The following is a 21,757-nucleotide window of genomic DNA, read 5'->3' on the forward strand; positions in this document are numbered from 1 at the left end:
CGCAGGCGTACCGGCGGCGGGGCATCCCGCCGCCGGTACGCTTTTTCGCGTCGCCACCCGCCCGACCGCTGGAGATGCCCCGAAGATGAGTGCCGCTTTCGAACTGGTGCCGGGAGTGCTCGCCGGCTTCACCGGCCGCTACGACGGAGGGGTGAGCGCCGCTCCGTTCGACACCCTCAACCTGGGCAAGGGCGTGCCCGACGACCCGGAGGCGGTGGACCGCAACCGGGCCGCCGCCGCGGAGCGGTTCGGCTTCGACCACCGCCGGGTGGTCTGGATGGACCAGGTGCACGGCGCCGACGTCGCGGTCGCCACCGGCCCCGGCACCGTCGGCAGGGTCGACGCGGTGCTCACCCGGGAGGAGGACCTGGTGCTGGCCGTGCTCGCCGCGGACTGCCTGCCGATCCTCGCCGCGGACCCGGAGGCCGGGGTGGTCGGGGCCGCGCACTCCGGGCGGGCCGGGACGCTGGGCGGGGTCGCCCCCGCGCTGGTCGCGGAGATGGTGCGCAACGGCGCCGAGCCGGACCGGATCTCGGTCGCGCTGGGCCCGTCCATCTGCGGCTCCTGCTACGAGGTGCCCGCCGAGATGCGCGACGAGCTGGCCGCGCACACCCCGGAGGGGGCCGCCACCACCCGGCGGGGCACCCCCGGCATCGACATCCGGGCCGCGGTCGCCGCGCAGCTGCGCGCGGCCGGTGTCGGCCAGATCACCGAGGACGGCCGGTGCACCTACGAGACCGAGGGGCTCTTCTCACACCGGCGCGGCGCGCCCACCGGGCGGCTGGCGGGCTACGTGTGGCGGGTCCGGTGAGCCGCGGACCGGCGGAAGAGCGCAGAGCGGAAGGGAAGAAGAGAAGATGAGCGGGGCAGTCCCGGAGGGGGACCGGCAGCGGCGCGAGCGCATCGCGGAGAACCTGCGCGCGGTGCGCGAGCGGGCCGCCAGGGCCTGCGAGAAGGCCGGGAGGCCCGCGCAGGATGTGACCATCATCGCGGTCACCAAGACCTACCCCGCCTCGGACGTGCGGATCCTCGCCGGGCTCGGCGTCACCGACGTGGGCGAGAACCGGGACCAGGAGGCTGCGCCCAAGGCGGCCGCCACCGCCGACCTCCGGCTCACCCGGCACTTCATCGGCCAGCTGCAGACCAACAAGGCCAAGTCGGTGGCGCGCTACGCCGACATGGTCCACTCGGTGGACCGGGAGCGCCTGGTCGCGGCGCTGGGCGCGCGCGCCCGGGTGGAGGGCCGGGAGCTGGGCTGCCTGGTCCAGGTCGACCTGGACCCGGGCTCCGCGGCGGGGGTGATCGGCCCGCGCGGCGGCGCCGACCCGCGCGACGTGCCCGCGGTCGCGGACCGGATCGCGGAGGAGGAGGGCCTCGCCCTGCGCGGCGTCATGGCGGTCGCGCCGCTGGGCGGCGACCCCGCGGAGGCCTTCGCCCGGCTCCGCACGGTCGCGGAGGACATCCGGGCTCGCTACCCTCAGGCGAGGGTGGTGTCCGCGGGGATGAGCGGAGACATGGAGGCCGCCATCGAGAACGGCGCGACACACCTGCGGGTGGGTACGGCGTTGCTCGGCGGTCGGGGGCCGAACGTGGGGTAATGTCCCCACATGGACCTTGGCGCCCATCTGTCGAGTTCGCCCGCCACGCGGGCATCGGCGGATCCAGGCGGACTCAATGAAGTCTTCTGCGGTGCCGCACCACAGGGACGACGGAGGACATGAGATGGCCGGCGCGATGCGCAAGATGGCGGTCTACCTCGGCCTCGTGGAGGACGACCGCTACGATCACCGCTATGCGGACGAATATGATGACTTCGACGACCTCGACGAGGCCGTCGAGGACAGGCGGGACCGGGAGACCGACCCGCATGGCGGCGACCCTCGCGCCGACGCCGTGAGCGACGGCGGCGACCAGGCCGCGCCCGGAGGCGAGCGCCGGGCCCCGGCGTCGTCGGCCAAGGCGGACCTGGCCCGGATCACCACGCTCCACCCGCGCACCTACAACGAGGCGCGTACTATCGGAGAGCACTTCCGGGAAGGCATACCGGTGATCATGAACCTCACCGAGATGGTCGACAGCGACGCCAAGCGGCTGGTCGACTTCGCGGCGGGGCTCATCTTCGGCCTGCACGGCGACATCGAGCGGGTGACGAACAAGGTGTTCCTCCTGTCCCCGGCTAATGTTGAGGTGACCGCTGAAGACAAGGCACGGATCGCTGAACGAGGGTTCTTCAATCAGAGTTAGACCGCAGCCGTACACAGATTGGGTCGGGGAACGACCGTGGCCATCGTCCTGAACACAGTCGCCATCATCCTGCAACTGTTCATGCTGGTGTTGATCGGGCGGCTGGTGTTCGAGCTGGTCCAGTCCTTCTCTCGGTCGTGGCGTCCGTCGGGCTTCTCGCTGGTGCTCGCCGAGACCGTCTACACGATCACGGACCCGCCGCTGAAGTTCCTTCGGCGGTTCATCAAACCGGTCAGGCTGGGCAGCGTGGCCCTGGATCTGAGCTTCACCGTGCTCTTCATCATCGTGGTGATCCTGCTCCAGGTCGCGCGTTCGGCGGCCGTGACCATGGCCTAGCCACTACTTCATATCGGACGGGTAAGCTCCGGATCCGATATGTGGTCTTGGTCATGATCCGGATTGCCGTAAGGTCACGATCAGGTAGCGTCCCTACGGATAAAGTCCAAGCGCGCCAAGGAGACGAACATGCCGCTGACACCCGCGGATGTGCGGAACAAGCAGTTCAGTACGACCCGGCTACGGCCGGGCTACGACGAAGAAGAGGTCGACGCCTTCCTCGACGAGGTCGAGTCCGAGCTGGACCGGCTGATCCAGGAGAACGAGGAGCTGCGCGGCAAGCTCGCCGAGTGCCTCCGCGGCAAGGTGCCCAACGCCGGCATGCAGGAGTTCCAGCAGCCGCAGGAGCAGATGCAGCCCGAGCCGCCGCAGCCCGAGCCCGCCCCGGCTCCGGCCCCGCCGCAGGTCGAGCAGCAGATGCCGGCGATGGCCGCGGCCAACATGGGCCTGCCCGGTTCCGAGGAGAACATGGACACCGCCGCGCGGGTCCTCGCCCTCGCCCAGCAGACCGCCGACCAGGCCATCTCCGACGCCCGACGCGAGGCCGACGAGACCCTGGGCCGCGCCCGGCACGAGGCCGACGACATCCTCGGCAAGGCCCGCCGCCAGGCCGAGCAGATCGTCAACGAGGCCCGCGCCCGCTCGGAGAACCTGGACCGGGACGCCCAGGAGCGCCACCGCCAGGTGATGGGCTCCCTCGTGCAGCAGCGCGAGGAGCTGGAGCACAAGGTGGAGGTCCTCAAGGACTTCGAGCGCGAGTACCGCGCCCGCCTGAAGGACTACTTCGAGCGCCAGCTGCGCGAGCTCGCCGAGGGCGGCAACGAGCCGGCCGCTCCGCCGAACCTGAACACCACCGGCGGGTTCCAGACGATGGCCGCGCCGACCGGCGGTGCTCCGGCCATGCAGCACGGCCCCGCGGGCGGCCCGGGCACCAACCCGTTCGCCCAGCAGCAGCCCGAGCCGGCCCCGCACGGCGGTTTCCACCCGGGTGAGGCCCCGCACGAGCGCCGCTAGAGCACGTGCAGCATTCGGATTCCCTGTGTAGGTAAGGCCCTCTCGACCCGTGTTGATCCTGTGCAGTCTCGCCGCTCTCGCAGCGGCGCTGCTTCTCATCGTGATCGCCGTCGTGCTCGCCGAAGTGAGCCTGGTGTACATCGCCATCGGCCTCGGCTGTGCGAGCGCGGTGCTGCTCGTCGCCGAGGCGGTCCGCAGCCGGAAGGCGCTGCTGGAACCGGCCGGGACCGGTGGGAGGATCGGCGCGGAGGCGCACAGCGCGCCCGCGGGCGCGGCCGTGCGTACGGACGGTTTGGGGAAGGCGTCCGTACCCGCGGCCGGCCAGGTGCCGGCCGCCGTGCCCGGGGCCGAGGGGCCCAGGGGATCCGTCCCGTCCGCGGGGCCGTCACCCGCGCCGGTCGATGCACCGGTGCGGGTGGCGACGCCCTCGGAGGCACCGGCCGACCAGCGCGTGCCGGCGCCCCGTGAGACGGGGGAGGCCCCGCCCGACCGGCCGGACTCCGGCCCGGCCGGTCGCGCGGACGATCCCGCCGGGCCCGGGGCCGCCGAGCCGGCCCCGGCCGCCCCCCGAGTTTCTCCCGCCCCCGGTGCCGACGGCGCCGCGGGCGAGGAGCCCCCGCTTCCCGAACCCGAGCCGCTCCCCGAGCTCGATCCGCTGCCGACCGCCCCGGACTCCCCGGAGGCCGGCCCCCGCACCGCCGAGGCCCCGGCCGAGGCGCCCGCGGAGCGCGGCGGAGAGCCGGAGGAAGAGGAATCGGAGCGGCCGGAGCAGCCGGCCCCGGAACCGCCTGGCGCGGACGCCGCCTCCGAGGCCGAGCCGCCCGCCCCCGAGGCCGGAGGGGACGGCCCCGAGGACACCCTGGACGGCGCCGCTCCGGAGGCCGCCTCCGAGACCGCCGAGGACACCGAAGGCCCCGAGGACGCCGAGGAGCCCGAGAAGGCCGCCCCGGCCGAGGCGGCCGCAGAGCAGGACGCCCCCGAGCAGGACGCCGCCCCCGCAGACCGGGAGGACCCCGAAGGGGCCGGCCCGGCCGGAGCGGACGCTGACGCCTCCGCCGTGGCCGCTCAGGAGGCCGCCCCCGCCGCCGAGAGGGAGGACGGGCAGGAGCCCGGAGACCCGGACGAGAAGCCCGAGGAGGGCCCCGAGACCGGGACCGAGGCGGAGCCGGAGAGCGCCGACACCGCCGACACCACCGGAGAGCGGGACGCCGCCGAGCGGACCGAGGACGCCCCGGCCGCCGAGCAGGCGGAGGAGGCCGACCGGGAGGAGCCGGCCGGGTCCGGGACCGCCGAGGACGCCGCCCCCGAAGAACCGGCCGGAGAGGCCGCCGGGACCGAGAAGGCCGGTGCGGACTCCGGAACCGCCGAGGAGCCGGAGGCTCCGGCCGCCCTGGAACCCGAGGCCCAGGCGGCCGAGGAGGCCGCAGAAGAGGGCGGTTCCGCGGAGCGGACCGGCTCCGGGCCCCGCGAGGCCGCGGACACCGCCGAGGACCGCCCGGAAGACTCGGAGAAGACCGAAGGAACGGCGGACAGCGCGGACAGTGCGGACGCCGGGAGCGGCGACGACTCCTTCTCGGCCTTCGTCGCCGGCCTCCGCGACAAGAACGGCGCGGACGGCACGGAGAACGGGAAGCCCACCTCCGACCCGAGCTGACCCGCCTCTTCCACGACCCCCTAGGTGTAATGGTCATGGGCGTTGTTGACACTGCTGTGGCCTTGAACACGGCGAAGACCTCCGGTGCGGTGGGAGCCGTCCGGGAACTCACCGCACGGAGGTCTTCGTGGCCCACCGCAATGCCCGACTGACCGTCTTCGGTAGGAGGCCGCTAGTCGAACGCGCCCGTTCAGGCCGCCCCCTCGCCCATGTCGCGGCCGAGACGGGGGTCTCGCGGACCACGGCCCACGAACAGATGCGCCGGTGGCGGGCCGAGGGCGGGGCCGGCCTGCACGACCGGTCCAGCCGGCCCCGCACGACACCGCACCGGACCCCGCCCGCGATGGAGGCGAAGGTCTGCGCCCTGCGCCGGGCCCGGAAACCGGGCCCCGCCCGGGGCGGGAGGACCGGTGCAGGGCCGGAGCGCCCATGCGTCGGCCCCGCTTCGACCGGGAGGGCGGGGCGGAGGGGAAAGAGCGCTTTTCTCCGGTCTCGCCTGCGGCCCGTCGCGGACCCGGCGGGAGGGGCGGCGGTCGCCCGGTCGCCCTGTGGGGGCGTCGGCCGGGGAAGGTGAAGCGAGGGCGCCGTTCCGGTCGAGGCAAGGCGGCCGGTGCATCCTCGGCGACCTGTGGGAGGGGACGGCCAGGGCCCGCTCCGCATCCCCGTGGGGTACGGCGGAGGGCGGCGGCCCGCCCGGTGCGCGCGGGGACGTCGGCGCACAGGGCCCGCCGCGTCTCTCTTCCCGGGCCGGGAAGTGCGGCGCCCGCCGCCCCCGGGCGGGGCGGCGGGCGCTCGGAGCGGGTCAGGCCTTGCGGATCCAGAAGGTCAGACCGAACTCCGCGGAGGTGACGGTGTGGCCGCCGTCCCCCTCGCCCTGGGCGAAGGAGGAGGCGAGGACCTCCGACGCGATGGAGCGGGCGTGCTCGGCGAGCGCCTTCGCGGTGACCGGGTCGGTCGCCGACCAGGTCAGCGAGATCCGGTCGGAGATGTCCAGGCCGCTGGACTTGCGGGCGTCCTGGACCAGGCGGACCACCTCGCGGGCCAGCCCGGCGCGCTGCAGCTCCGGGGTGATCTCCAGGTCCAGGGCGACGGTCTCGCCGCTCTCCCCGGCCACCGTCCAGCCCTCCCGGGGCTGCTCGGTGATGAGCACCTCCTCCGCGCTGACCTCGACCGGCTCGCCCTCGACCTGCACCTGGGCCCAGCCGGTGGAGCGGACCGCGTCCACCAGGCCCTTCGCGTCGGCCGCGCCGATCGCCCCGGCCACCAGCGGCGTGCGCTTGGCGAACCGCTTGCCCAGCGCCCGGAAGTTCGGCTTGACCGTGTAGTCCACCAGGTCCCCGCCGACCGAGGAGAGCGGGTCCAGCTCGCCGACGTTGAGCTCCTCGGTGATCTGCGCGCGCAGCTGCTCGGGCAGCGCCTCGAAGCCGGCCGCGCCGACCAGCGCCCGGGAGAGCGGCTGGCGGGTGCGGACCCCGGAGTCGACCCGGGCGGCGCGGCCCAGCTCGACCAGGCGGCGCACCAGGGCCATCTGCTCCGACAGGCCGGCGTCGATCAGCCCGGTGTCCGCCTGCGGCCAGGGGGCCAGGTGGACCGACTCCGGGTCGCCCTCCCGGCGCAGCGCGTTCCACACGTGGTCGGTGAGGAACGGGACCATCGGCGCGAGCAGCCGGGTGACGGTCTCCAGGCTCTCGTAGAGGGTCGCGAACGCGGCGGCGCCCTCAGGGGCGGCGGCGCCCGCCCAGAACCGGCGGCGGGATCGGCGCACGTACCAGTTGGACAGGTCGTCGATGAAGGCGTTCAGCCGGCGGCCGGCGCCGGCGGTGTCGAACGACTCCATGGCGGCGTCGACGTCGGCGACCACCTGGTTGAGCTCGGAGAGCAGCCAGCGGTCCAGCAGCGGGCGGTCGGCCGGGGCCGGCGCCTCGGCGAGCCGCTCCGGGCTCCACCCCTCCCCGGCGTTGGCGTAGAGGGTGAAGAAGGAGACGGTGTTGTAGTAGGTCAGCAGGACCTTGCGGACGATCTCCTCCAGCGCGGCGTGGCCCACCCGCCGGGCCGCCCACGGGGAGCCGCTGGCCAGCATGAACCAGCGCAGCGCGTCGGCGCCGTGCCGCTCCATCACCGAGATGGGCTCCAGCACGTTGCCCAGGTGCTTGCTCATCTTGCGGCCGTCCTCGGCGAGGATGTGCCCCAGGCAGACCACGTTCTCGTAGGAGGAGCGGCCGAACACCAGGGTGCTGACCGCCATCAGCGAGTAGAACCAGCCGCGGGTCTGGTCGATCGCCTCGCAGATGTACTGCGCCGGGAAGTTCTCCCGGAAGACCTCCTCGTCGCGGTGCGGGGCGCCCCACTGGGCGAACGGCATGGAGCCGGAGTCGAACCAGGCGTCGATCACCTCGGGCACCCGGTGCGCGGGGGAGCCGCACTCGGGGCAGTCCAGCACCACGTCGTCCACGTAGGGGCGGTGCGGGTCGAGCGCGCTCAGGTCGCGCCCGGCCAGCCCGCCCAGCTCGGCCAGCGAGCCGACCACGGTGACGTGCTCGTCGGCGCACTGCCAGACCGGCAGCGGGGTGCCCCAGTACCGGCTCCGGGACAGGGCCCAGTCGATGTTGTTCCGCAGCCACTCGCCGAAGCGCCCCTCCTTCACGTTCTCCGGGTACCAGGAGGTGTCCGCGTTCTGCGCCAGCAGCTCGTCCTTGATCGCGGTGGTGCGGATGTACCAGGACGGCAGCGCGTAGTAGAGCAGCGCGGTGTGGCAGCGCCAGCAGTGCGGGTAGCTGTGCTCGTAGGCGAGGTGCCGGAAGAGCAGGCCGCGCGCCTGCAGGTCGTCGACGAGCGCGGCGTCGGCCTTCTTGAAGAACTCCCCGCCGACCAGGTCGAGGTCCTCGGCGAAGGTGCCGTCGGCGCGGACCGGGTTGACCACCGGCAGGCCGTAGGCGCGGGCCACGGCCATGTCGTCGGCGCCGAACGCGGGGGACTGGTGCACCAGGCCGGTGCCGTCCTCCACGGTGACGTAGTCGGCGAGAACCACGAAGTGCGCCGGCTCGTCGAAGCCGACCAGCTCGAACGGGCGCTGGTAGGTCCAGCGCTCCATCTCGCCGCCCTCGAAGCGCTCCCCGGTGAGGGCCCACCCCTCGCCGAGGACCTTCTCGAACAGCGGCTCGGCCAGGATCAGCCGCTCGGTGCCGTCCGTGGCCACCACGTACTGCACGTCCGGGTGGACCGCCACCGCGGTGTTGGAGACCAGGGTCCACGGGGTGGTCGTCCAGACCAGCAGCGAGGTGGGCCGCTCGGGCGAGGCCAGCGGGCCGGAGGTGACCGGGAACCGGACGTAGACCGACGGGTCGGTCACCGTCTCGTAGCCCTGGGCCAGCTCGTGGTCGGAGAGCGTGGTGCCGCAGCGCGGGCAGTACGGGCTGATCCGGTAGTCGCGGACCAGCAGCCCCTTGCCGTGGATCTGCTTGAGCGCCCACCAGACCGACTCCACGTACTGCGGGTCCATGGTGCGGTAGGCGTCGTCCATGTCGACCCAGTAGCCCATCCGCCGGGTCATCTCGGAGAACGCGTCGACGTGCCGGAGCACCGACTCGCGGCAGCGCCGGTTGAACTCGGCGACGCCGTACTCCTCGATCTGCTTCTTGCCGCTGATGCCGAGTTCCTTCTCGACGGCGACCTCGACCGGGAGCCCGTGGCAGTCCCAGCCGGCCTTCCGGTCGACCCGGAAGCCCTTCATCGTCTTGAAGCGCGGGAAGACGTCCTTGAAGGCGCGCGCCTCGACGTGGTGCACGCCGGGCTTGCCGTTGCCGGTGGGCGGGCCCTCGTAGAAGACCCAGCTGGGGCCGCCCCGGGTCTGCTCCAGGGAGCGTTCGAAGACCTTCTGCTCCGACCAGCGCTCCAGGACCTCGCGCTCGACCGCGGGGAGGTCGATCTGCGCGGGCAGGGCCGGGAACGGGCGGGGGCCGGAGGGGTGATCTGGTGACACGTGCTGCCCTTTCCATCAGGATGCCGACCTGATGGAGGGACGAGGCCGAGGCCCCGCGGTACCACCCTCCTTGGGGGCGTACGCGGCCGCCCCCCACTTCGTTCTCCGCGGCGCGCGCCGCCGCGGTGCCGGTTCTACTGGGCCCCGCGAGGGGGCCGTTCTTCCGGCGGCTCAGGGGTGATCTTCGCGGCGGTCATGCCCCCGGGCTCGCACCGTCCCCGGGTCGCTTCGGGCTGTAGTCCGCCGGTACTCGTCCCCATCGAAGCCCGGCTCTGGAAGAGAGGATAGCCCACCGCGGGGGCGGGGTCCGGCCGTTCCGCCCGCGGGGGCGGGGCGCGGCGGCGCCGGGGCATACTGTCGGCCGGGGCGCCGCGCGCCGGGACGAGCGGAGAGAGCGGAGAAGGAGAGCGGATGGGCCGGGAACCTGAGGCCGTGCTGGTGACGCTGCACGACCGGGAGGACGCCGAGGAGCTGGCCGAGCAGCTCCTGGACCAGGGGTACGCGCCGTGCACGGTGCACCGGGACATGCTCGCCGGGGAGGACGACGCCGAGGACGCCGACTGGGTGATCGAGGTGCGGGTCGGCCCGCACGGCGGCTCCGCCCTGTTCGACGAGCCGCACCTGGCGCTGCTCGCCGAGGACTACGGCGGGTTCGCGGTCTCCGGCTGACCCGCCGCCGGGGCCGCCGCGGGCCGTTCCGGGCGGGCGCGGGGGGTCGCCGCCCCGGAACGGGGAACATATCGGGGAAAGAAACGCGATGCCGTGTTCCGCCGTGGTCGATTGATTCGTCCGGCGGTGCCGCCTAAGCTCCCTCCCACCGTGCGGGGCGTGCCCGTGCAGCGGGTGTCTTCGCACGTCGACAGGGGGGAACGACGGGCTCGGCGAGGCCGGGCCCGAAAGAGGGGGGAACCCATGGCGGCACCGACGGCGGCGGGGGCGGCGGTCGAGGAGGACGGTCCGGCGGGGAGCCGCGGGACCGGGGACGAGGAGCGCCGGGGCGTGACCGAGGTGAGGGTGCCGCCCGCGCGGTCGGGCGAGGACCCGTGGACCGCGGAGGAGCTGGCGGAGGTGCGGGCCTCCCTGGAGACCGATGTGGTCCGGCTGCGCGAGCAGCTCGCCGAGGCCCGGTCGGAGCTGGCCGAGTGGTCGGCCGACGCGGTCTCCAACGCGGGGGACGACCCCACGGACACCGGGGCCAAGGCCTACCAGCGCGAGCACGACCTCGCACTGTCCTACAATACTCGTGACCTGCTCGCCCAGAGCGAGCAGGCGATCGGACGGATGGACGCGGGGACCTACGGGGTGTGCGCCTCCTGCGGCCAGGCGATCGGCAAGGCCCGGCTCCAGGCCTACCCGAGGGCCCTGCTGTGCGTGACCTGCAAACAACGCGAGGAGCGTCGCTGACTGACGTAGAGCCCTCCGGGGACGAACAACGAACGGGGGACGCGCCCGCCGCGACGAAGCCGCGGCGGTTCGTCCTGGTACTGGCCGTGGCGGCCGTCTCACTGGCCCTGGACTTCGCCACCAAGGAACTGGTGCTGGCGCGGTTCCAGCCGGGCGAGCGGCTCCCGGTCGTCGGCGAGCTGCTGCAGATCACCCTGATCTTCAACCCGGGCGCCGCATTCTCCATCGGCACCGGGATGACCTGGGTCTTCAGCCTGATCACCATCGGCGTGGCCGGCTACATCATCGGCATGTCGCGGAAGCTGCGCAGCCTGCCCTGGGGGATCTCGCTCGGCCTGATCCTCGGCGGCGCGCTGGGCAACCTGGTGGACCGGCTGTTCCGCCCGCCGTCGCCGCTCCACGGCCACGTGGTCGACTGGATCCAGCTGCCGCACTGGCCGGTGTTCAACCTGGCCGACTCCAGCCTGGTGGCGGGCAGCGCCCTCGCCGTGCTGCTGGCCTTCCGCGGGATCAACATCGACGGCACCCGGGAGGGCGAGGCCGGGCCGGAGGAGAAGGCCGGGGCCGAGAGCGCTTCCGAGGAGACCTCGGAGGAGAAGGGGGACCGCCCGTGAGCGACCACCGCAGTATGCCGGTCCCCGACGGACTGGAGGGCGACCGCCTGGACGCGGCCATCGCCCGCATGTTCGGGCTCTCCCGGACCCGCGCCGCAGAGCTGATCTCCGCCGGCGAGGTCGCCGTGGACGGCGCCGCCGCGGCCAAGTCCGACCGGGTCCAGGCCGGGTCGTGGCTGGAGGTCACGCTGCCCCCGCCGCCGAGCGCCCCGGTGCCCCGCCCGGAGCCGGTCCCGGGCCTGAAGACGGTCTACGAGGACGCCGACATCATCGTGGTGGACAAGCCCATCGGCGTGGTGGCCCACCCCACCGTGGGCTGGACCGGCCCGTCGGTGCTGGAGGGCCTGCTGGCCTCCGGGGTCCGGCTGACCACCAGCGGCGCCGCGGAGCGCCAGGGCATCGTGCACCGCCTGGACGCCAACACCACCGGCCTGATGGTGCTGGCCAAGAGCGAGGCGGCCTACTCGGTGCTGAAGCGGGCGTTCAAGGAGCGCACCGTGGACAAGCGCTACCACACGCTGGTCCAGGGCCACCCCGACCCGCTGCGCGGCACCGTCGACGCCCCGATCGACCGGCACCCCTCCGGGGACGGCCGGTTCGCGGTGGTCGCCGGGGGCCGCCCGTCGGTCACCCACTACGACACGGTCGAGGCGTTCCGCGCCGCCAGCCTGCTGGAGATCAAGCTGGAGACCGGGCGCACCCACCAGATCCGGGTGCACATGTCCGCGCTGCGCCACCCCTGCGTCGGCGACCGCCTCTACGGCGCGGACCCGACCCTGGCCGAGCGGCTGGGCGTGCGGCGGCAGTGGCTGCACGCGGTCCGCCTCGGCTTCGACCACCCGACCGAGGGCCGGCCGGTCGAGTTCGAGAGCGGCTACCCCGAGGACCTGTCGGAGGCGCTGGACCTGCTCCGCGAGGACTAGCTCGCTGCTGGGAGACTCCGCCCCCGGGCGATGATCGTGGAGTTGCGGGGCCGTCAGAGCGCTCAGACGGCCCCGCAACTCCACGATCATCGGGGGAGGGGCGGCTCCGGGGTCACCCGGAGGGCGCCGGCGCCCGCTCCGGGCCCGCGGCGGGGGCGGCCTCCCGCGCGGGCAGCGGTTCCGGGGGCCGCCGCCGGGGCCGCAGCACCCCCTGGGTGAGCGCCGCACCGAGCAGGATCAGCACCGTGCCGGCCGGCTCGTTCCAGGAGAGCCGCTCGCCGAGCAGCAGCGTCCCGGCGGCGACGGCCACCACCGGCACCAGGTAGGTCACGGTGGAGGCGACGGTCGCCCCGGCGTCCGCGATGATCCGGTACTGCAGCACGTAGGCCAGGCCGGTGCCGAAGACGCCGAGCGCCGCCACGGCCAGCACCGCGCCCGCCGGGACCCGGGCCGGGGCCCCGTCCAGGACCGCGGTGGCGGCCAGCATCTGCGCCGTCCCGATGAGCAGCTGCGCGGCGGCCAGCTCCACCGGTCCGAACCCCGCGGCCAGGGCGGGCCGGGCCGGGCCGCCGGGCTCCGCCGGGGGCCGCCCGGTGAGCAGGGTGCGGCGCAGGTAGGGGGTGCCGATCCCGTAGCAGAGCGCGGCGCCCAGGGCGAGGAGCATGCCGGTGCCGTCCGCCCCGCCGAACCCGGCCCAGACCCCGAACACCACCAGCACCCCGGCGAAGCCGACGCCCAATCCGGCCAGCCGGAGCGGCCCGGGCCGCTCGTCGGAGAGCATCAGCATCGAGAACACCACGGCGAACAGCGGCGTGGCCGCGTTGCAGATGCCCGCGAGCGCCGACGGGATGTGCTGCTCGGCGTAGCCGAACAGGGTGAACGGGATGCTGTTCAGGAACAGGGCCGAGACCGCCAGGTGCAGCCAGATCCGGGGCGAGGCGGGCAGCCGCCCGCCGGTCAGCAGTACCAGGGCCAGCAGCGGCAGGGCGCCCGCCGCCATCCTGCCCAGGGTGATCTGCGCGGGGGTGAACGCGGTGGTGCCGATCTTGATCAGCAGGAAGCTCGCCCCCCACACCAGGGCGAGCAGCAGGAACCGCCACTGCCAGGAGGAGGGCGGCCGGAGAGCGGTCGTCATGGGATGTTTCTATCCCGCTCCGTCCGCTTAGGTCTACTTCAATCTCCTTAATGCCCCTGTTAGAGTGGCTTACATGCTGAGTGTGGAACGGATGCGGGTGCTGCACGCGATCGCGCTCAACGGGTCGCTCACCGGCGCCGCCGAGGAGCTGAGGGTCACCAACTCCGCGGTCTCCCAGCAGCTCAGCAAATTGGAGCGGGAGGTCGGCCAGCCCCTGGTGGAGCGGAACGGGCGCGGGGTCCGGCTCACCGAGGCCGCCGAGGTGCTGGTCGAGCACACCTCGCGGATCCTGTCCATGGTCCGCCAGGCCGAGGCCGACCTGGAGGCGCACCGCGACGCCGTCATCGGCCACCTGCGGCTCTCCGCGATCGCCACCGCCGCCCGCGGGCTGCTCCCGCAGGCCCTGGTGGCGCTCCGGGAGAACCATCCCGGCCTGGTCGTGGAGCTCGCCGAGCAGGAGCCGGACGAGAGCGTGCCGGCGGTCGCCCGCGGCGAGTCCGACCTGGCCGTGGTGGTCGACTGGATCGGCGCGCCGCTGCCGCTCTCCAAGGGGATGGCCCGCGCTCCGCTGATGGAGGACGTCGCCGACATCGCGCTGTCCGCCGGGCACCCGCTGGCCCGGCACGACCTGGTGGCGCTGGAGGACGTGCTGCGGCTGCCCTGGATCAGCTGGACCCGCGGCGGCACCTGCGACGAGTGGCTGCACGGCATGCTCCGGGAGCGCGGCGTCGAGCCCCGCATCGCGCACACCGCCGAAGAGCACCAGACCAAGATGGCGCTGGTCGCCGCGGGCCTGGGCGCCGCGGTCATCCCCCGCCTCGGCCGCGGCCCGGTCCCCGAGGGCGTCCGCCTGGTCCAGGTGCAGCCCGCCCTGGTCCGCCAGGTCTACGTGTTCTGGAACGCCGACGCCGCCCGCCGCCCCGCGATCCGGGCGGCGGTGCGCGCCCTCCGCGAGGCGGCCCAGGGCGTCTGCACGGTGGGGCGCCCGCCGGCCTGACAGGGGCCGGCGCCGTCCCGCCGCCGCACGGGCGGTGCGGAAGCGGCGCCGCGCCCCCCTCCGGCGGTCCGGCGGTCTCCGGCGGCCGGTGCGGGTGAGCGGTCCGGTACCGGCCCCGCACGGCCCCCGCCGGGGCGGGCCGGCACCGGTCGGTCCGGGCCGGCCCGCCCCCCGGGTCAGCCGCCGTGCCCGCCGAGCAGCCCGGAGAGGGTGGCGCCGGGGCTGATCACGTCCGGGTCGGTGCGCGCGTCGATCAGGGTGGGCAGATCGGAGCCGAGCGCCTCGGAGAGGGCCTTGGCGAACTCCTCGGGGGTGTGCGGGGTGGCGCCGCGGGCGCCCAGCGACCGGGCGTAGCCGGCCAGGTCCAGCGGGCCGCTGATGTCGGTCGCGGCGGTGCGGCCCAGCTCGCGGGCCTGGTGCATGGCGATGGTCCCGTACAGGCCGTTCTGGAACACCACGACGATGATCGCGGCGCCGGTGCGCACCGCCGTCTCCAGCTCCTGGCCGGTCATCAGCGCGCCGCCGTCCCCGGCCACCGCGACCACGGTGCGGTCCGGCTCCACCAGCTTGGCGGCGACCGCCGCGGGGACCGCGTACCCCATGGCGCCGCTGGTCGGCGCCAGCTGGGTGCGCGGCTCGTCGAACCGCCAGCCGCGGTGCAGGAACGCCGCGAAGTTCCCGGCGTCGTTGGCGAGCACCGCGTCCCCGGGGAGCACGGAGCGCATGGCCTCCACCACCGCCCAGGGGTGCAGCCGCCCGCCCGGGTGCGAGGCGGCCCCGGCGGGGGCGGCGGTACCGTCCAGCCAGGCCCGGTGCGCGGGGGCGAAGTCCCGGCGGGGCGCGGCCAGCGGGGAGTCGGCCAGGGCGCGCAGCGCCCGCCCGGCGTCGGCGACCGCGCCCAGCCACACCCCGGAGACCGCCCCGACCTGGTCCGGGTCGATGTCGATCTGGGCCACGGGGGAGTCGGCCGCCCGCAGGCCGGGCGCGGGGAACCGGTAGGCCTGGGTGGTGATCTCGCTCAGCCTGGAGCCCACCACCAGCACCGCGTCGGCCTCCTCCAGCGCGGCCAGCACCTGCGGCGGGCAGCCCAGCCCCAGGTGGCCCAGGTAGAGCGGGTGGCCGTTGGGGAAGACGTCCTGCCGCCGCCAGGAGGCGTACACCCCGGCCTGGAACCGCTCGGAGACCCGCACCAGTTCCTCGCGGGCGCCCCGCGCGCCGCCCCCGGCGATGATCACCGGCCGCTCGGCCCCGGCCAGCCACCGGGCGAGGCGGTCCCGGTCGTCCTCGCCCAGCGCGGGCCGGGGAGGGGCGGCCCCGGGCAGCAGCGCCGGCGCGCCGACCGGCTGCCCGAACAGGTCGCCGGGGACCGCGATCGCGACCGGGCCGGGCCGCCCGGAGACGGCGATGCGCAGGCCGCGCGCGGTCGCCTCGACCAGCCGGTCGGCCCGGGTGACGGTGGTGGACCACTTGGTGATCGGTGCGTAGAACGCGGTGAGGTCCACCTCCTGGAAGGCCTCGCGCCCCAGGTGGTCGGTCTCCACCTGGCCGAGGAAGACCAGCATGGGGGTGGAGTCCTGCATGGCGGTGTGCACCGCGACCGAGAGGTTGGCCGCGCCCGGTCCCCGGGTGGCCGCGGCGACGGCCGGGAGGCCGGTCAGCTTCCCCTCGGCCTCGGCCATGAACCCGGCCCCGCCCTCGTGCCGGGTGGACACGAGCGTCATGTCGCCGCGCCGGTCGACGGCGTCGGCGAGCTCCAGGAAGCTCTCGCCGGGGACGGTGTAGCAGCGCCGCACGCGCGCGGCGGCCAGTAGTTCGGCGACCGCCTCGGCGGCGGTGCGGCGGTCGGTGTCCGAAGGGGAGGTCTCGGGGGGCACGGCGGTCCTTCCATCATCGCAAGGAGCACGGTCGCGGGGGTGCCGCGAGAAGCGCGGCCGCGGGTCCCGGCGGGCGGACCCGCTCACCGGGCCCCGGCGGCCCTTCACCGGCTACCTGCCCCGGAGGAGGCCTCCCGTCACTTCCGCCACCGGAGCCGGGCCGCCCGGCCGGCCGCGCCCCGGTCCGCTCCCGATGGACGGCGGTCCTGCCGCCGGTGCGGATCGCGCGGGCGGTGCGGCGCGGGGCCAAGTCGGCGCTCCCGGTGGCCGGCGCTCCGGCCACCGGGGACAGCGGTGTCCGACCGGAGCGGTCGAGGCGGCGGGCTCCGGCCGGCGGCGTTCGGGCAGGACCGGAAAGGGGCGCGCGGCCGCCCTGCGCCGGCCGCTCTGCCCGGCGGCCGCCCGGAGTGCTCGGCAGCGAACCGCCCCGCAGGGGCCGTTGATCTTGGAGTTGCGGGGGTATCAGGGCGCCCTGATACCCCCGCAACTCCAAGATCAACGGGGAAGTGGGACGGCGGCCCGGCGGCGCACGGCCCGCAGCGGCCGCTGCGGGGAGGTTTCGCGGGGGTGGGCCGCACCGCGGGTGGGCGGAGAAGCGCGGGGCGGCCCCACCGGGTGACCGGCCGGATACCCGACAGCCTCTCAGCTTGTTCTTCAACCTGGGCGGGGGTGGTGCTCCTTCAGGCTCATGGTGCGTTCGGCCGTCTTTCCTGCGTCATGGCGCGGTGCCCGGCGCCGGTTCTTCGCCCCTCGGGGGGCGTCCGGGGCCCGGGGCCGGGGGTTCGGGCGCGCCGGCGGGACGGGCTTCCTTCGCGCGGGCGTCGCGAAGGCCCCGCCGCACCCGGGCCGGGCTCGACCGCTCCGGCGGCCGGGGCCGTTCCTGGGGGCGGGGCAGGTCTTCGGCGGCCGGGGCGGGTCGGGCGGAGCCGGGTGCGGGCGGCGATCACAGGCCAGGTCCCCCCGTCGGCCGCCTCGATGCTCCGGCCGCCCCCGAGGTCGAAGAACAAGCTCAGGCCCGGCCCCTGGCGGCCGCGGGGCTCCGGAGCCGCCCGGAACCCCGCGGCGTTCGCGCGTCTAGCCGAGCCCCGCCGCGCGCAGCAGCGCGGTCGTCCCGGCGGCCGCCAGGACCACCACCAGGAAGGGGGCGCGGAGCAGCAGGGCGGCGGCCGCCGCGGCCAGGCCGGCCAGCCGGGCGGCGTCGGCGATCAGCGCGGCCCCGCCGTCGGTGAAGGACTGCACCGCGACCAGCGCGGCCAGTAGCGCCACCGGAACGGTCAGCGCGAACCGGCGCACCGGCGGGGCGTCCAGCAGCCGGCGGGGCGCCGCCAGGCCGGCGAATTTCAGCAGGTAGCAGCCGAGAGCGGTCACGGCGATGGCGATCCACAGGGTCACGGCCGCACCTCCCGCCGGTCCGCGGTGCCGTCCGCCGCGCCGTCACCGCCGCCGGCCCCGTCCGGGGGGACCGGGCCGTCCTCGGGGCGGGCGGTGCCGGATCCGCCGCCGGCCGGCGCGTCCTCGGCGGGGGCCGGGCCGAGCAGCACCGCCGCGGCGGCGAGCAGCACCGGGACGCCCGGAGGGAGGAACGGCACCGCGGCCAGCGCGATCAGCGCGCCGCCCGCCGCGACCAGCCGGACCCGGCCGCTCTCGCGGAGGCGCGGCCAGAGCAGCGCGAGGAAGATCGCCGGGCCCACCGCGTCCAGGCCGAACGCGGACGTGTCGCCGATCCGCTCGGTGGCGACCGCGCCCAGCAGGGTGGTCGCGTTCCAGAACACGAAGAGCGAGGCGAAGGTGGCGATGAACGCGGTCCGGGACGCGGCCGGGGTCCGCTGGGCCAGGGAGGCCGCCGCGGTCTCGTCGATGACGCCGTGCGCGGCCACCGCCCGCCGGGCCCCGCGCCAGCCGAGGAGGTCGGCCATGCGCAGCCCGTACAGGGTGTTGCGCGCCCCGAGCAGCAGTGCGCCCACCGCGCCGGCGATCAGATTGCCGCCTCCGGCGACGACCCCCACCAGCGCGAACTGCGAGGCGCCGGTGAAGGCGAACAGGCTCAGGGCGCACGCCTGGGGCACGCTCAGCCCGGCGGCCACCGCCGCCGTGCCGAACGCCGTCCCGGAGACTCCGACCGCCACCCCGATGCCCAGCGCATCGCGCACCGGCGGAGAGAGAGGGAAGACTGGATTACTCACGCCCCTGAACCTAGGGCGCCGGAAGTGTCCCGTTCTTGAACGTTATTGCGCCTTCGCGGCGCCGAACGGAACCGGGCGGCCGGCCCTCGCTCCGGTCCGGGCGCGGGGCTCCTGCGCGCCGCCCTCCCCGCCCGCTCCCGTCCTCCCGCGCGGCCGGATATTCGCTGTACGCCGGGGCCGGGCGCCACTAGCGTTCCCTCATTCGCCGCCCCTGCGGCCGGAGCCGATGACGAGGAGACGGAGTGACATGCGCATACCGGGTCCGGCGGACGAGGGAGCGGGCGGGGCGTGCGGTGCCGCGTCGGCGGACCGGTCGGCGGAGCCGCAGGGGCGGGAGGCCGCCCGGCGCGGGTACTCCCGGATGCGCGACGCGCTGCGCGCTCTGGCCGCCGAGCGCTCGGCGGAGGCGGAGCGCGCCCTCCACTCCCGGATGGCCGACCGCCGCCTCGACCACTGGGGAGGCCTGGACGCCGGGCTGCCGCTGCTGGCCGCCGAGCCGGAGCGGGGCGACGCGGACGGCGGGTACGGGCTGCGGAACACGGTGCGCCACCTGGCCGCCGCCGGCCGGGACCGGGACGTGCACCGGCTGCTGGCCTGCGAGCGGCCCGCCGACCACCGCCCCGGCGCGGTGAACGTGTGGTTCGACGTGCGGGACCGGGCCGGCGACGTCGAGGGCTACCTCGCCGACCTGCGGACCGCCCGCGAACTGGCGCGCGCCGCCGCCCCGGCGGGCGGCCTCCCCGCACCCGGACTGGGGCTGGAGATGCGCTATGCCCTGATGGCGATCTGCGCGGAACAGGCCGCAGGACCCCGCTTCGCCGAGCCGGAGGAGTTCCCCGCCCTGCTGGTGGAGGCCGGGATCTGGGACACCGTCCGGGCGCTCTCCCGCGCCCGCGGCCGCGATCGGCCCGGCGAGCGCTGCCGCGCCCTGCTCGCGCTCCTGCCCCACCTGCCCGCCGCCGACCGGGAGGCGGCGGCGGAGGAGGCGATGGGCCAGGCCCTGGCGGCCGACGGCCCCCGCGAGGACCTGGTGGCGGGGGCCGCCCCGCCGCTGTCCGCCGGTGCCTGGCACCGGCTCTTCGACCGCATCGAAGAGGAGTACGCCGACGCCTACGGCTGCCACGAGGTGCTGCGCGACCTGGCGCCGCACCTGCCGGCGGCGGTCGCGGGCCGCGCGCTGGCGGTGGCCGCCGCCCGGCCGCCGGACATCGAGAGGGCGCTCGCCCTGGAGGAGGTCGTCCCGCACCTGCCGCCGGAGGCGGCCCTGGACGCCGTCCCGGCCGCCCGCGCCCTGCGCGATCCCGGGCACCGCGCGGACGCCCTGACCGCGCTGGTCCCCCGGCTGCCCGGGCACGCCCGGGCGGAGGCGCTCGCCGGGGCCCGCGCCGCCGTCGCGCTCCTCGATCCGGCCGCCGAGTACGAGGGCGCGGTCCGGCGCCGCTGGGCCGCGCTGATCCCGCTGCTGCCGGCCGCCGAGCGCCCGGCCGCGCTGGCGGAGGCCGGGGCGGGGGAGGACCCGCCGGGCCGGGCCGAGCTGCTGGCCGGCGTCGCCGCCGGGGTCCCCGCCGCCGAGCGCGGGCCGCTGCTGCCCGGCGCCCTGGAGGCGGCCCGGGCGGTGCCCGACCCGTCCGAGCGGGCCCGGGCGCTGCACGCGGTCGCGTCCCTGCTCCCCGCCGACGAGCGGGCACCGGTCCTCGCCGGGGCGCTGGCCGCCGCCCGGGCCGTCGCCGACCCCTACGACCGGGTGCGGACGGTGCTCTCCCAGGCGGAGGCGGTGCCCGAGGCGGAGCGGGCGGGGGCCGCAGGCGAGGCCCTGGCGCGGGCGCGCGGGCTCGCCGACCCCGACGACCGCGCCGAGATGCTGATCGGGGCCGCCCGCCTGCTCCCGCCGGAGGAGCGGCCCGCACCGCTGGCCGAGGCCGTCCGGGCGGCCCGCACGCTAGAGGACGAGGACCGCAGGTACACCCTGATGCTCGACGCCGCCGGGCTGCTGACCGGGCCGGAGCGCCGCGAGGTGCTGGCCGGGGCCCTGGAGATCGCCCTGGAGCACGTCGGCTACCAGAACTACTTCGCCTACGGCGTCCTGGACGAGCTCGCTCCGGTGCTGCCCGAGGACCTGATGGCCCGGGTGCTGGAGGAGGTCGAGGAGGACGGCCGCTCCGGCTACCTGGCCCGGGTCGTGACCGGCCGGGCCGAGCACCTGTCGGGGGCGTCCCTGGAGACCGCCCTGGCCGCCGTCCGCCGCCTCCCGGAAGGGCGCGACGGGCAGCGGGCCGCCGCGCTCACCGCGCTGTCGGACCGGCTGGACGGGGAGCGCCGCATCCGGGTGCTGGAGGAGGCGCTGGCGGCGGCCCGCGCCGCGCGGACCGACCTGACCCGGATCGCGGCGCGGCTGCCCGCGGACGCCGGGCGACGCCGGGCGCTCCTGATCGAGCAGCTCTGCCATCCCCGCCCCGCGTTCTTCTTCTACCGCACCCGGGAAGAGGCGTTCGCCGAGGTCGCGCCGTACGCGGAGGAGGGCGTGCGGCCGCCGGGCGCGCCGCGGGCGGCCCGGGGCGCCTCCGGGCCGGCGGCCTTCGCCGACGCGCCGATGCCGCACGGCGTCAGCCACCCCGAGCAGGCCCACGCCCTGCTGATCCGGGCCCAGGAGGCCTGCAAGGGAGGGGCGCCGCCCGAGGCCGTCCTCGACATGGTCCGCGCGGCCCTGGACCGCTACGCGGCGGGCGACGCCCCGGGGTCCCCGGTGCTGCTCGGCGCCGCCCGGGAACTGGGCGGCCCGGCGTCGGCCCGCGAGTACCTCGCCGCGCTGCGGGACGTCTACCGCTGGTGGCCCTGACCGGCCCGGGCGGTGCTCTCCCGCGGGGTCCGGCCTCGGTGTCGCGGCCCAGGACTCGATGGCCGCCGCCGTCGGGAATCCGGCCGAGCTTCTTGACGTCCACGTGGATGAGTTCGCCGGGCCGCTCGCGCTCGTAGCGGCGGATCACGGTGCCGGTGGGGCGGTCGATCCAGGCGAGGCGGTGCAGTCCGTGCCGGGTCAGGATCCGGTGCACGGTCGAGGCGGGCAGGCCCGGGATCGGTCCGATCCGGGCGGGGCCCGGTTTCCGGGCCCGGCGCAGGGCGCAGACCTTCGCCTCCATCGCGGGCGGGCTCCGGTGCGGTGTCGTGCGGGGCCGGCTGGACCGGTCGTGCAGGCCGGCCCCGCCCTCGGCCCGCCACCGGCGCATCCGTTCGTGGGCCGTGGTCCGCGAGACCCCCGTCTCGGCCGCGACACGGGCGAGGGGGCGGCCTGAACGGGCGCGTTCGACCAGCGGCCTCCTACCGAAGACGCTCAGTCGGGCATCACGGTGGGCCATGAAGACCTCCGTGCGGTGAGTTCCCGGACGGCTCCCACCACACCGGA

General features: G+C 75.7%; 17 protein-coding genes and 2 pseudogenes. 13 read left to right on the top strand and 6 right to left on the bottom strand.

All coding sequences use genetic code 11. The features are described 5' to 3' along the window. The first annotated feature begins 85 nt into the window (after window positions 1-85). The 7 genes and pseudogenes from pgeF to J0910_RS12270 all read left to right on the top strand — a co-directional run. Window positions 86-811, top strand: coding sequence for a peptidoglycan editing factor PgeF (gene pgeF, locus J0910_RS12240; RefSeq protein WP_420158623.1), 726 nt, complete (start codon window positions 86-88; stop codon window positions 809-811). Window positions 812-857: 46 nt separating this feature from the next. Next, complete coding sequence (locus tag J0910_RS12245) at window positions 858-1,598, top strand: YggS family pyridoxal phosphate-dependent enzyme (protein ID WP_420158624.1); 741 nt, start codon at window positions 858-860, stop codon at window positions 1,596-1,598. 124 nt (window positions 1,599-1,722) lie between these two features. Next, complete coding sequence (locus J0910_RS12250) at window positions 1,723-2,244, top strand: cell division protein SepF (RefSeq protein WP_420158625.1); 522 nt, start codon at window positions 1,723-1,725, stop codon at window positions 2,242-2,244. Between the two features lie 36 nt (window positions 2,245-2,280). After that, a complete protein-coding gene (locus tag J0910_RS12255) occupies window positions 2,281-2,580 on the top strand; it encodes a YggT family protein (RefSeq protein ID WP_420158626.1) in 300 nt (99 codons plus the stop codon). A 129-nt stretch (window positions 2,581-2,709) separates the two neighbouring features. Beyond that, window positions 2,710-3,594, top strand: a complete 885-nt coding sequence (locus tag J0910_RS12260) for a DivIVA domain-containing protein (protein WP_420158627.1) — start codon at window positions 2,710-2,712, stop codon at window positions 3,592-3,594. 52 nt (window positions 3,595-3,646) lie between these two features. Next, the gene (locus J0910_RS12265) at window positions 3,647-5,248 is read left to right on the top strand and encodes a hypothetical protein (protein WP_420158628.1); all 1,602 of its coding nucleotides are present in this window, start codon (window positions 3,647-3,649) and stop codon (window positions 5,246-5,248) included. Window positions 5,249-5,375: 127 nt separating this feature from the next. After that, window positions 5,376-5,651 (top strand): annotated as a pseudogene (locus tag J0910_RS12270) (leucine zipper domain-containing protein); the annotation flags it as partial. Between the two features lie 399 nt (window positions 5,652-6,050). Here J0910_RS12270 and ileS read toward each other — a convergent pair. Next, the gene (gene ileS / locus J0910_RS12275) at window positions 6,051-9,227 is read right to left on the bottom strand and encodes an isoleucine--tRNA ligase (protein WP_420158629.1); all 3,177 of its coding nucleotides are present in this window, start codon (window positions 9,225-9,227) and stop codon (window positions 6,051-6,053) included. 411 nt (window positions 9,228-9,638) lie between these two features. Here ileS and J0910_RS12280 point away from each other — a divergent pair, with 411 nt between their 5' ends. The 4 genes from J0910_RS12280 (at window position 9,639) to J0910_RS12295 (ending at window position 12,168) form a co-directional block, all read left to right on the top strand. Further along, window positions 9,639-9,896 (top strand): hypothetical protein, encoded by a 258-nt coding sequence (locus tag J0910_RS12280; RefSeq protein ID WP_420158630.1) that lies wholly within the window; start codon window positions 9,639-9,641, stop codon window positions 9,894-9,896. 339 nt (window positions 9,897-10,235) lie between these two features. Continuing rightward, entirely contained in the window at window positions 10,236-10,631 is a 396-nt protein-coding gene (locus tag J0910_RS12285) for a TraR/DksA family transcriptional regulator (protein ID WP_420161972.1), read from the top strand. A gap of 86 nt (window positions 10,632-10,717) precedes the next feature. Then, complete coding sequence (gene lspA / locus J0910_RS12290) at window positions 10,718-11,245, top strand: signal peptidase II (RefSeq protein WP_420158631.1); 528 nt, start codon at window positions 10,718-10,720, stop codon at window positions 11,243-11,245. Beyond that, window positions 11,242-12,168 carry an RluA family pseudouridine synthase gene (locus J0910_RS12295; RefSeq protein WP_420158632.1) on the top strand — a complete coding sequence of 309 codons (927 nt, stop codon included), beginning with the start codon at window positions 11,242-11,244 and terminating at the stop codon, window positions 12,166-12,168. Before lspA ends, J0910_RS12295 begins: the two co-directional genes overlap by 4 nt. Before the next feature lie 112 nt (window positions 12,169-12,280). Here the strand turns inward: J0910_RS12295 and J0910_RS12300 are convergent, their stop codons facing one another. Then, a complete protein-coding gene (locus J0910_RS12300; RefSeq protein ID WP_420158633.1) occupies window positions 12,281-13,303 on the bottom strand; it encodes a DMT family transporter in 1,023 nt (340 codons plus the stop codon). A gap of 73 nt (window positions 13,304-13,376) precedes the next feature. Between J0910_RS12300 and J0910_RS12305 the strand changes: the two genes are divergently transcribed. Then, window positions 13,377-14,300, top strand: a complete 924-nt coding sequence (locus J0910_RS12305) for a LysR family transcriptional regulator (protein ID WP_420158634.1) — start codon at window positions 13,377-13,379, stop codon at window positions 14,298-14,300. Window positions 14,301-14,476: 176 nt separating this feature from the next. On the opposite strand, the gene J0910_RS12310 is transcribed toward J0910_RS12305, so the two are convergent. From J0910_RS12310 to J0910_RS12320, 3 genes are all read right to left on the bottom strand, one after another. Beyond that, window positions 14,477-16,174: a thiamine pyrophosphate-dependent enzyme gene (locus J0910_RS12310; RefSeq protein WP_420158635.1), complete on the bottom strand. Its 1,698-nt coding sequence runs from the start codon at window positions 16,172-16,174 to the stop codon at window positions 14,477-14,479. 1,074 nt (window positions 16,175-17,248) lie between these two features. Further along, window positions 17,249-17,566, bottom strand: coding sequence for an AzlD domain-containing protein (locus tag J0910_RS12315; protein ID WP_420158636.1), 318 nt, complete (start codon window positions 17,564-17,566; stop codon window positions 17,249-17,251). Beyond that, window positions 17,563-18,324, bottom strand: a complete 762-nt coding sequence (locus tag J0910_RS12320) for an AzlC family ABC transporter permease (protein ID WP_420161973.1) — start codon at window positions 18,322-18,324, stop codon at window positions 17,563-17,565. Before J0910_RS12320 ends, J0910_RS12315 begins: the two co-directional genes overlap by 4 nt. Window positions 18,325-18,604: 280 nt before the next feature. On the opposite strand from J0910_RS12320, the gene J0910_RS12325 reads away from it, so the two are divergent. Next, a complete protein-coding gene (locus tag J0910_RS12325; protein WP_420158637.1) occupies window positions 18,605-21,193 on the top strand; it encodes a hypothetical protein in 2,589 nt (862 codons plus the stop codon). Between the two features lie 22 nt (window positions 21,194-21,215). On the opposite strand, the pseudogene J0910_RS12330 reads toward J0910_RS12325, so the two are convergent. Continuing rightward, window positions 21,216-21,710: pseudogene (locus tag J0910_RS12330) on the bottom strand (leucine zipper domain-containing protein); the annotation flags it as partial. Window positions 21,711-21,757 lie beyond the last annotated feature (47 nt).

Source organism: Nocardiopsis oceanisediminis, from assembly GCF_048595525.1.
In the GTDB taxonomy this organism is placed as follows: Bacteria; Actinomycetota; Actinomycetes; order Streptosporangiales; family Streptosporangiaceae; genus Nocardiopsis_A; species Nocardiopsis_A oceanisediminis.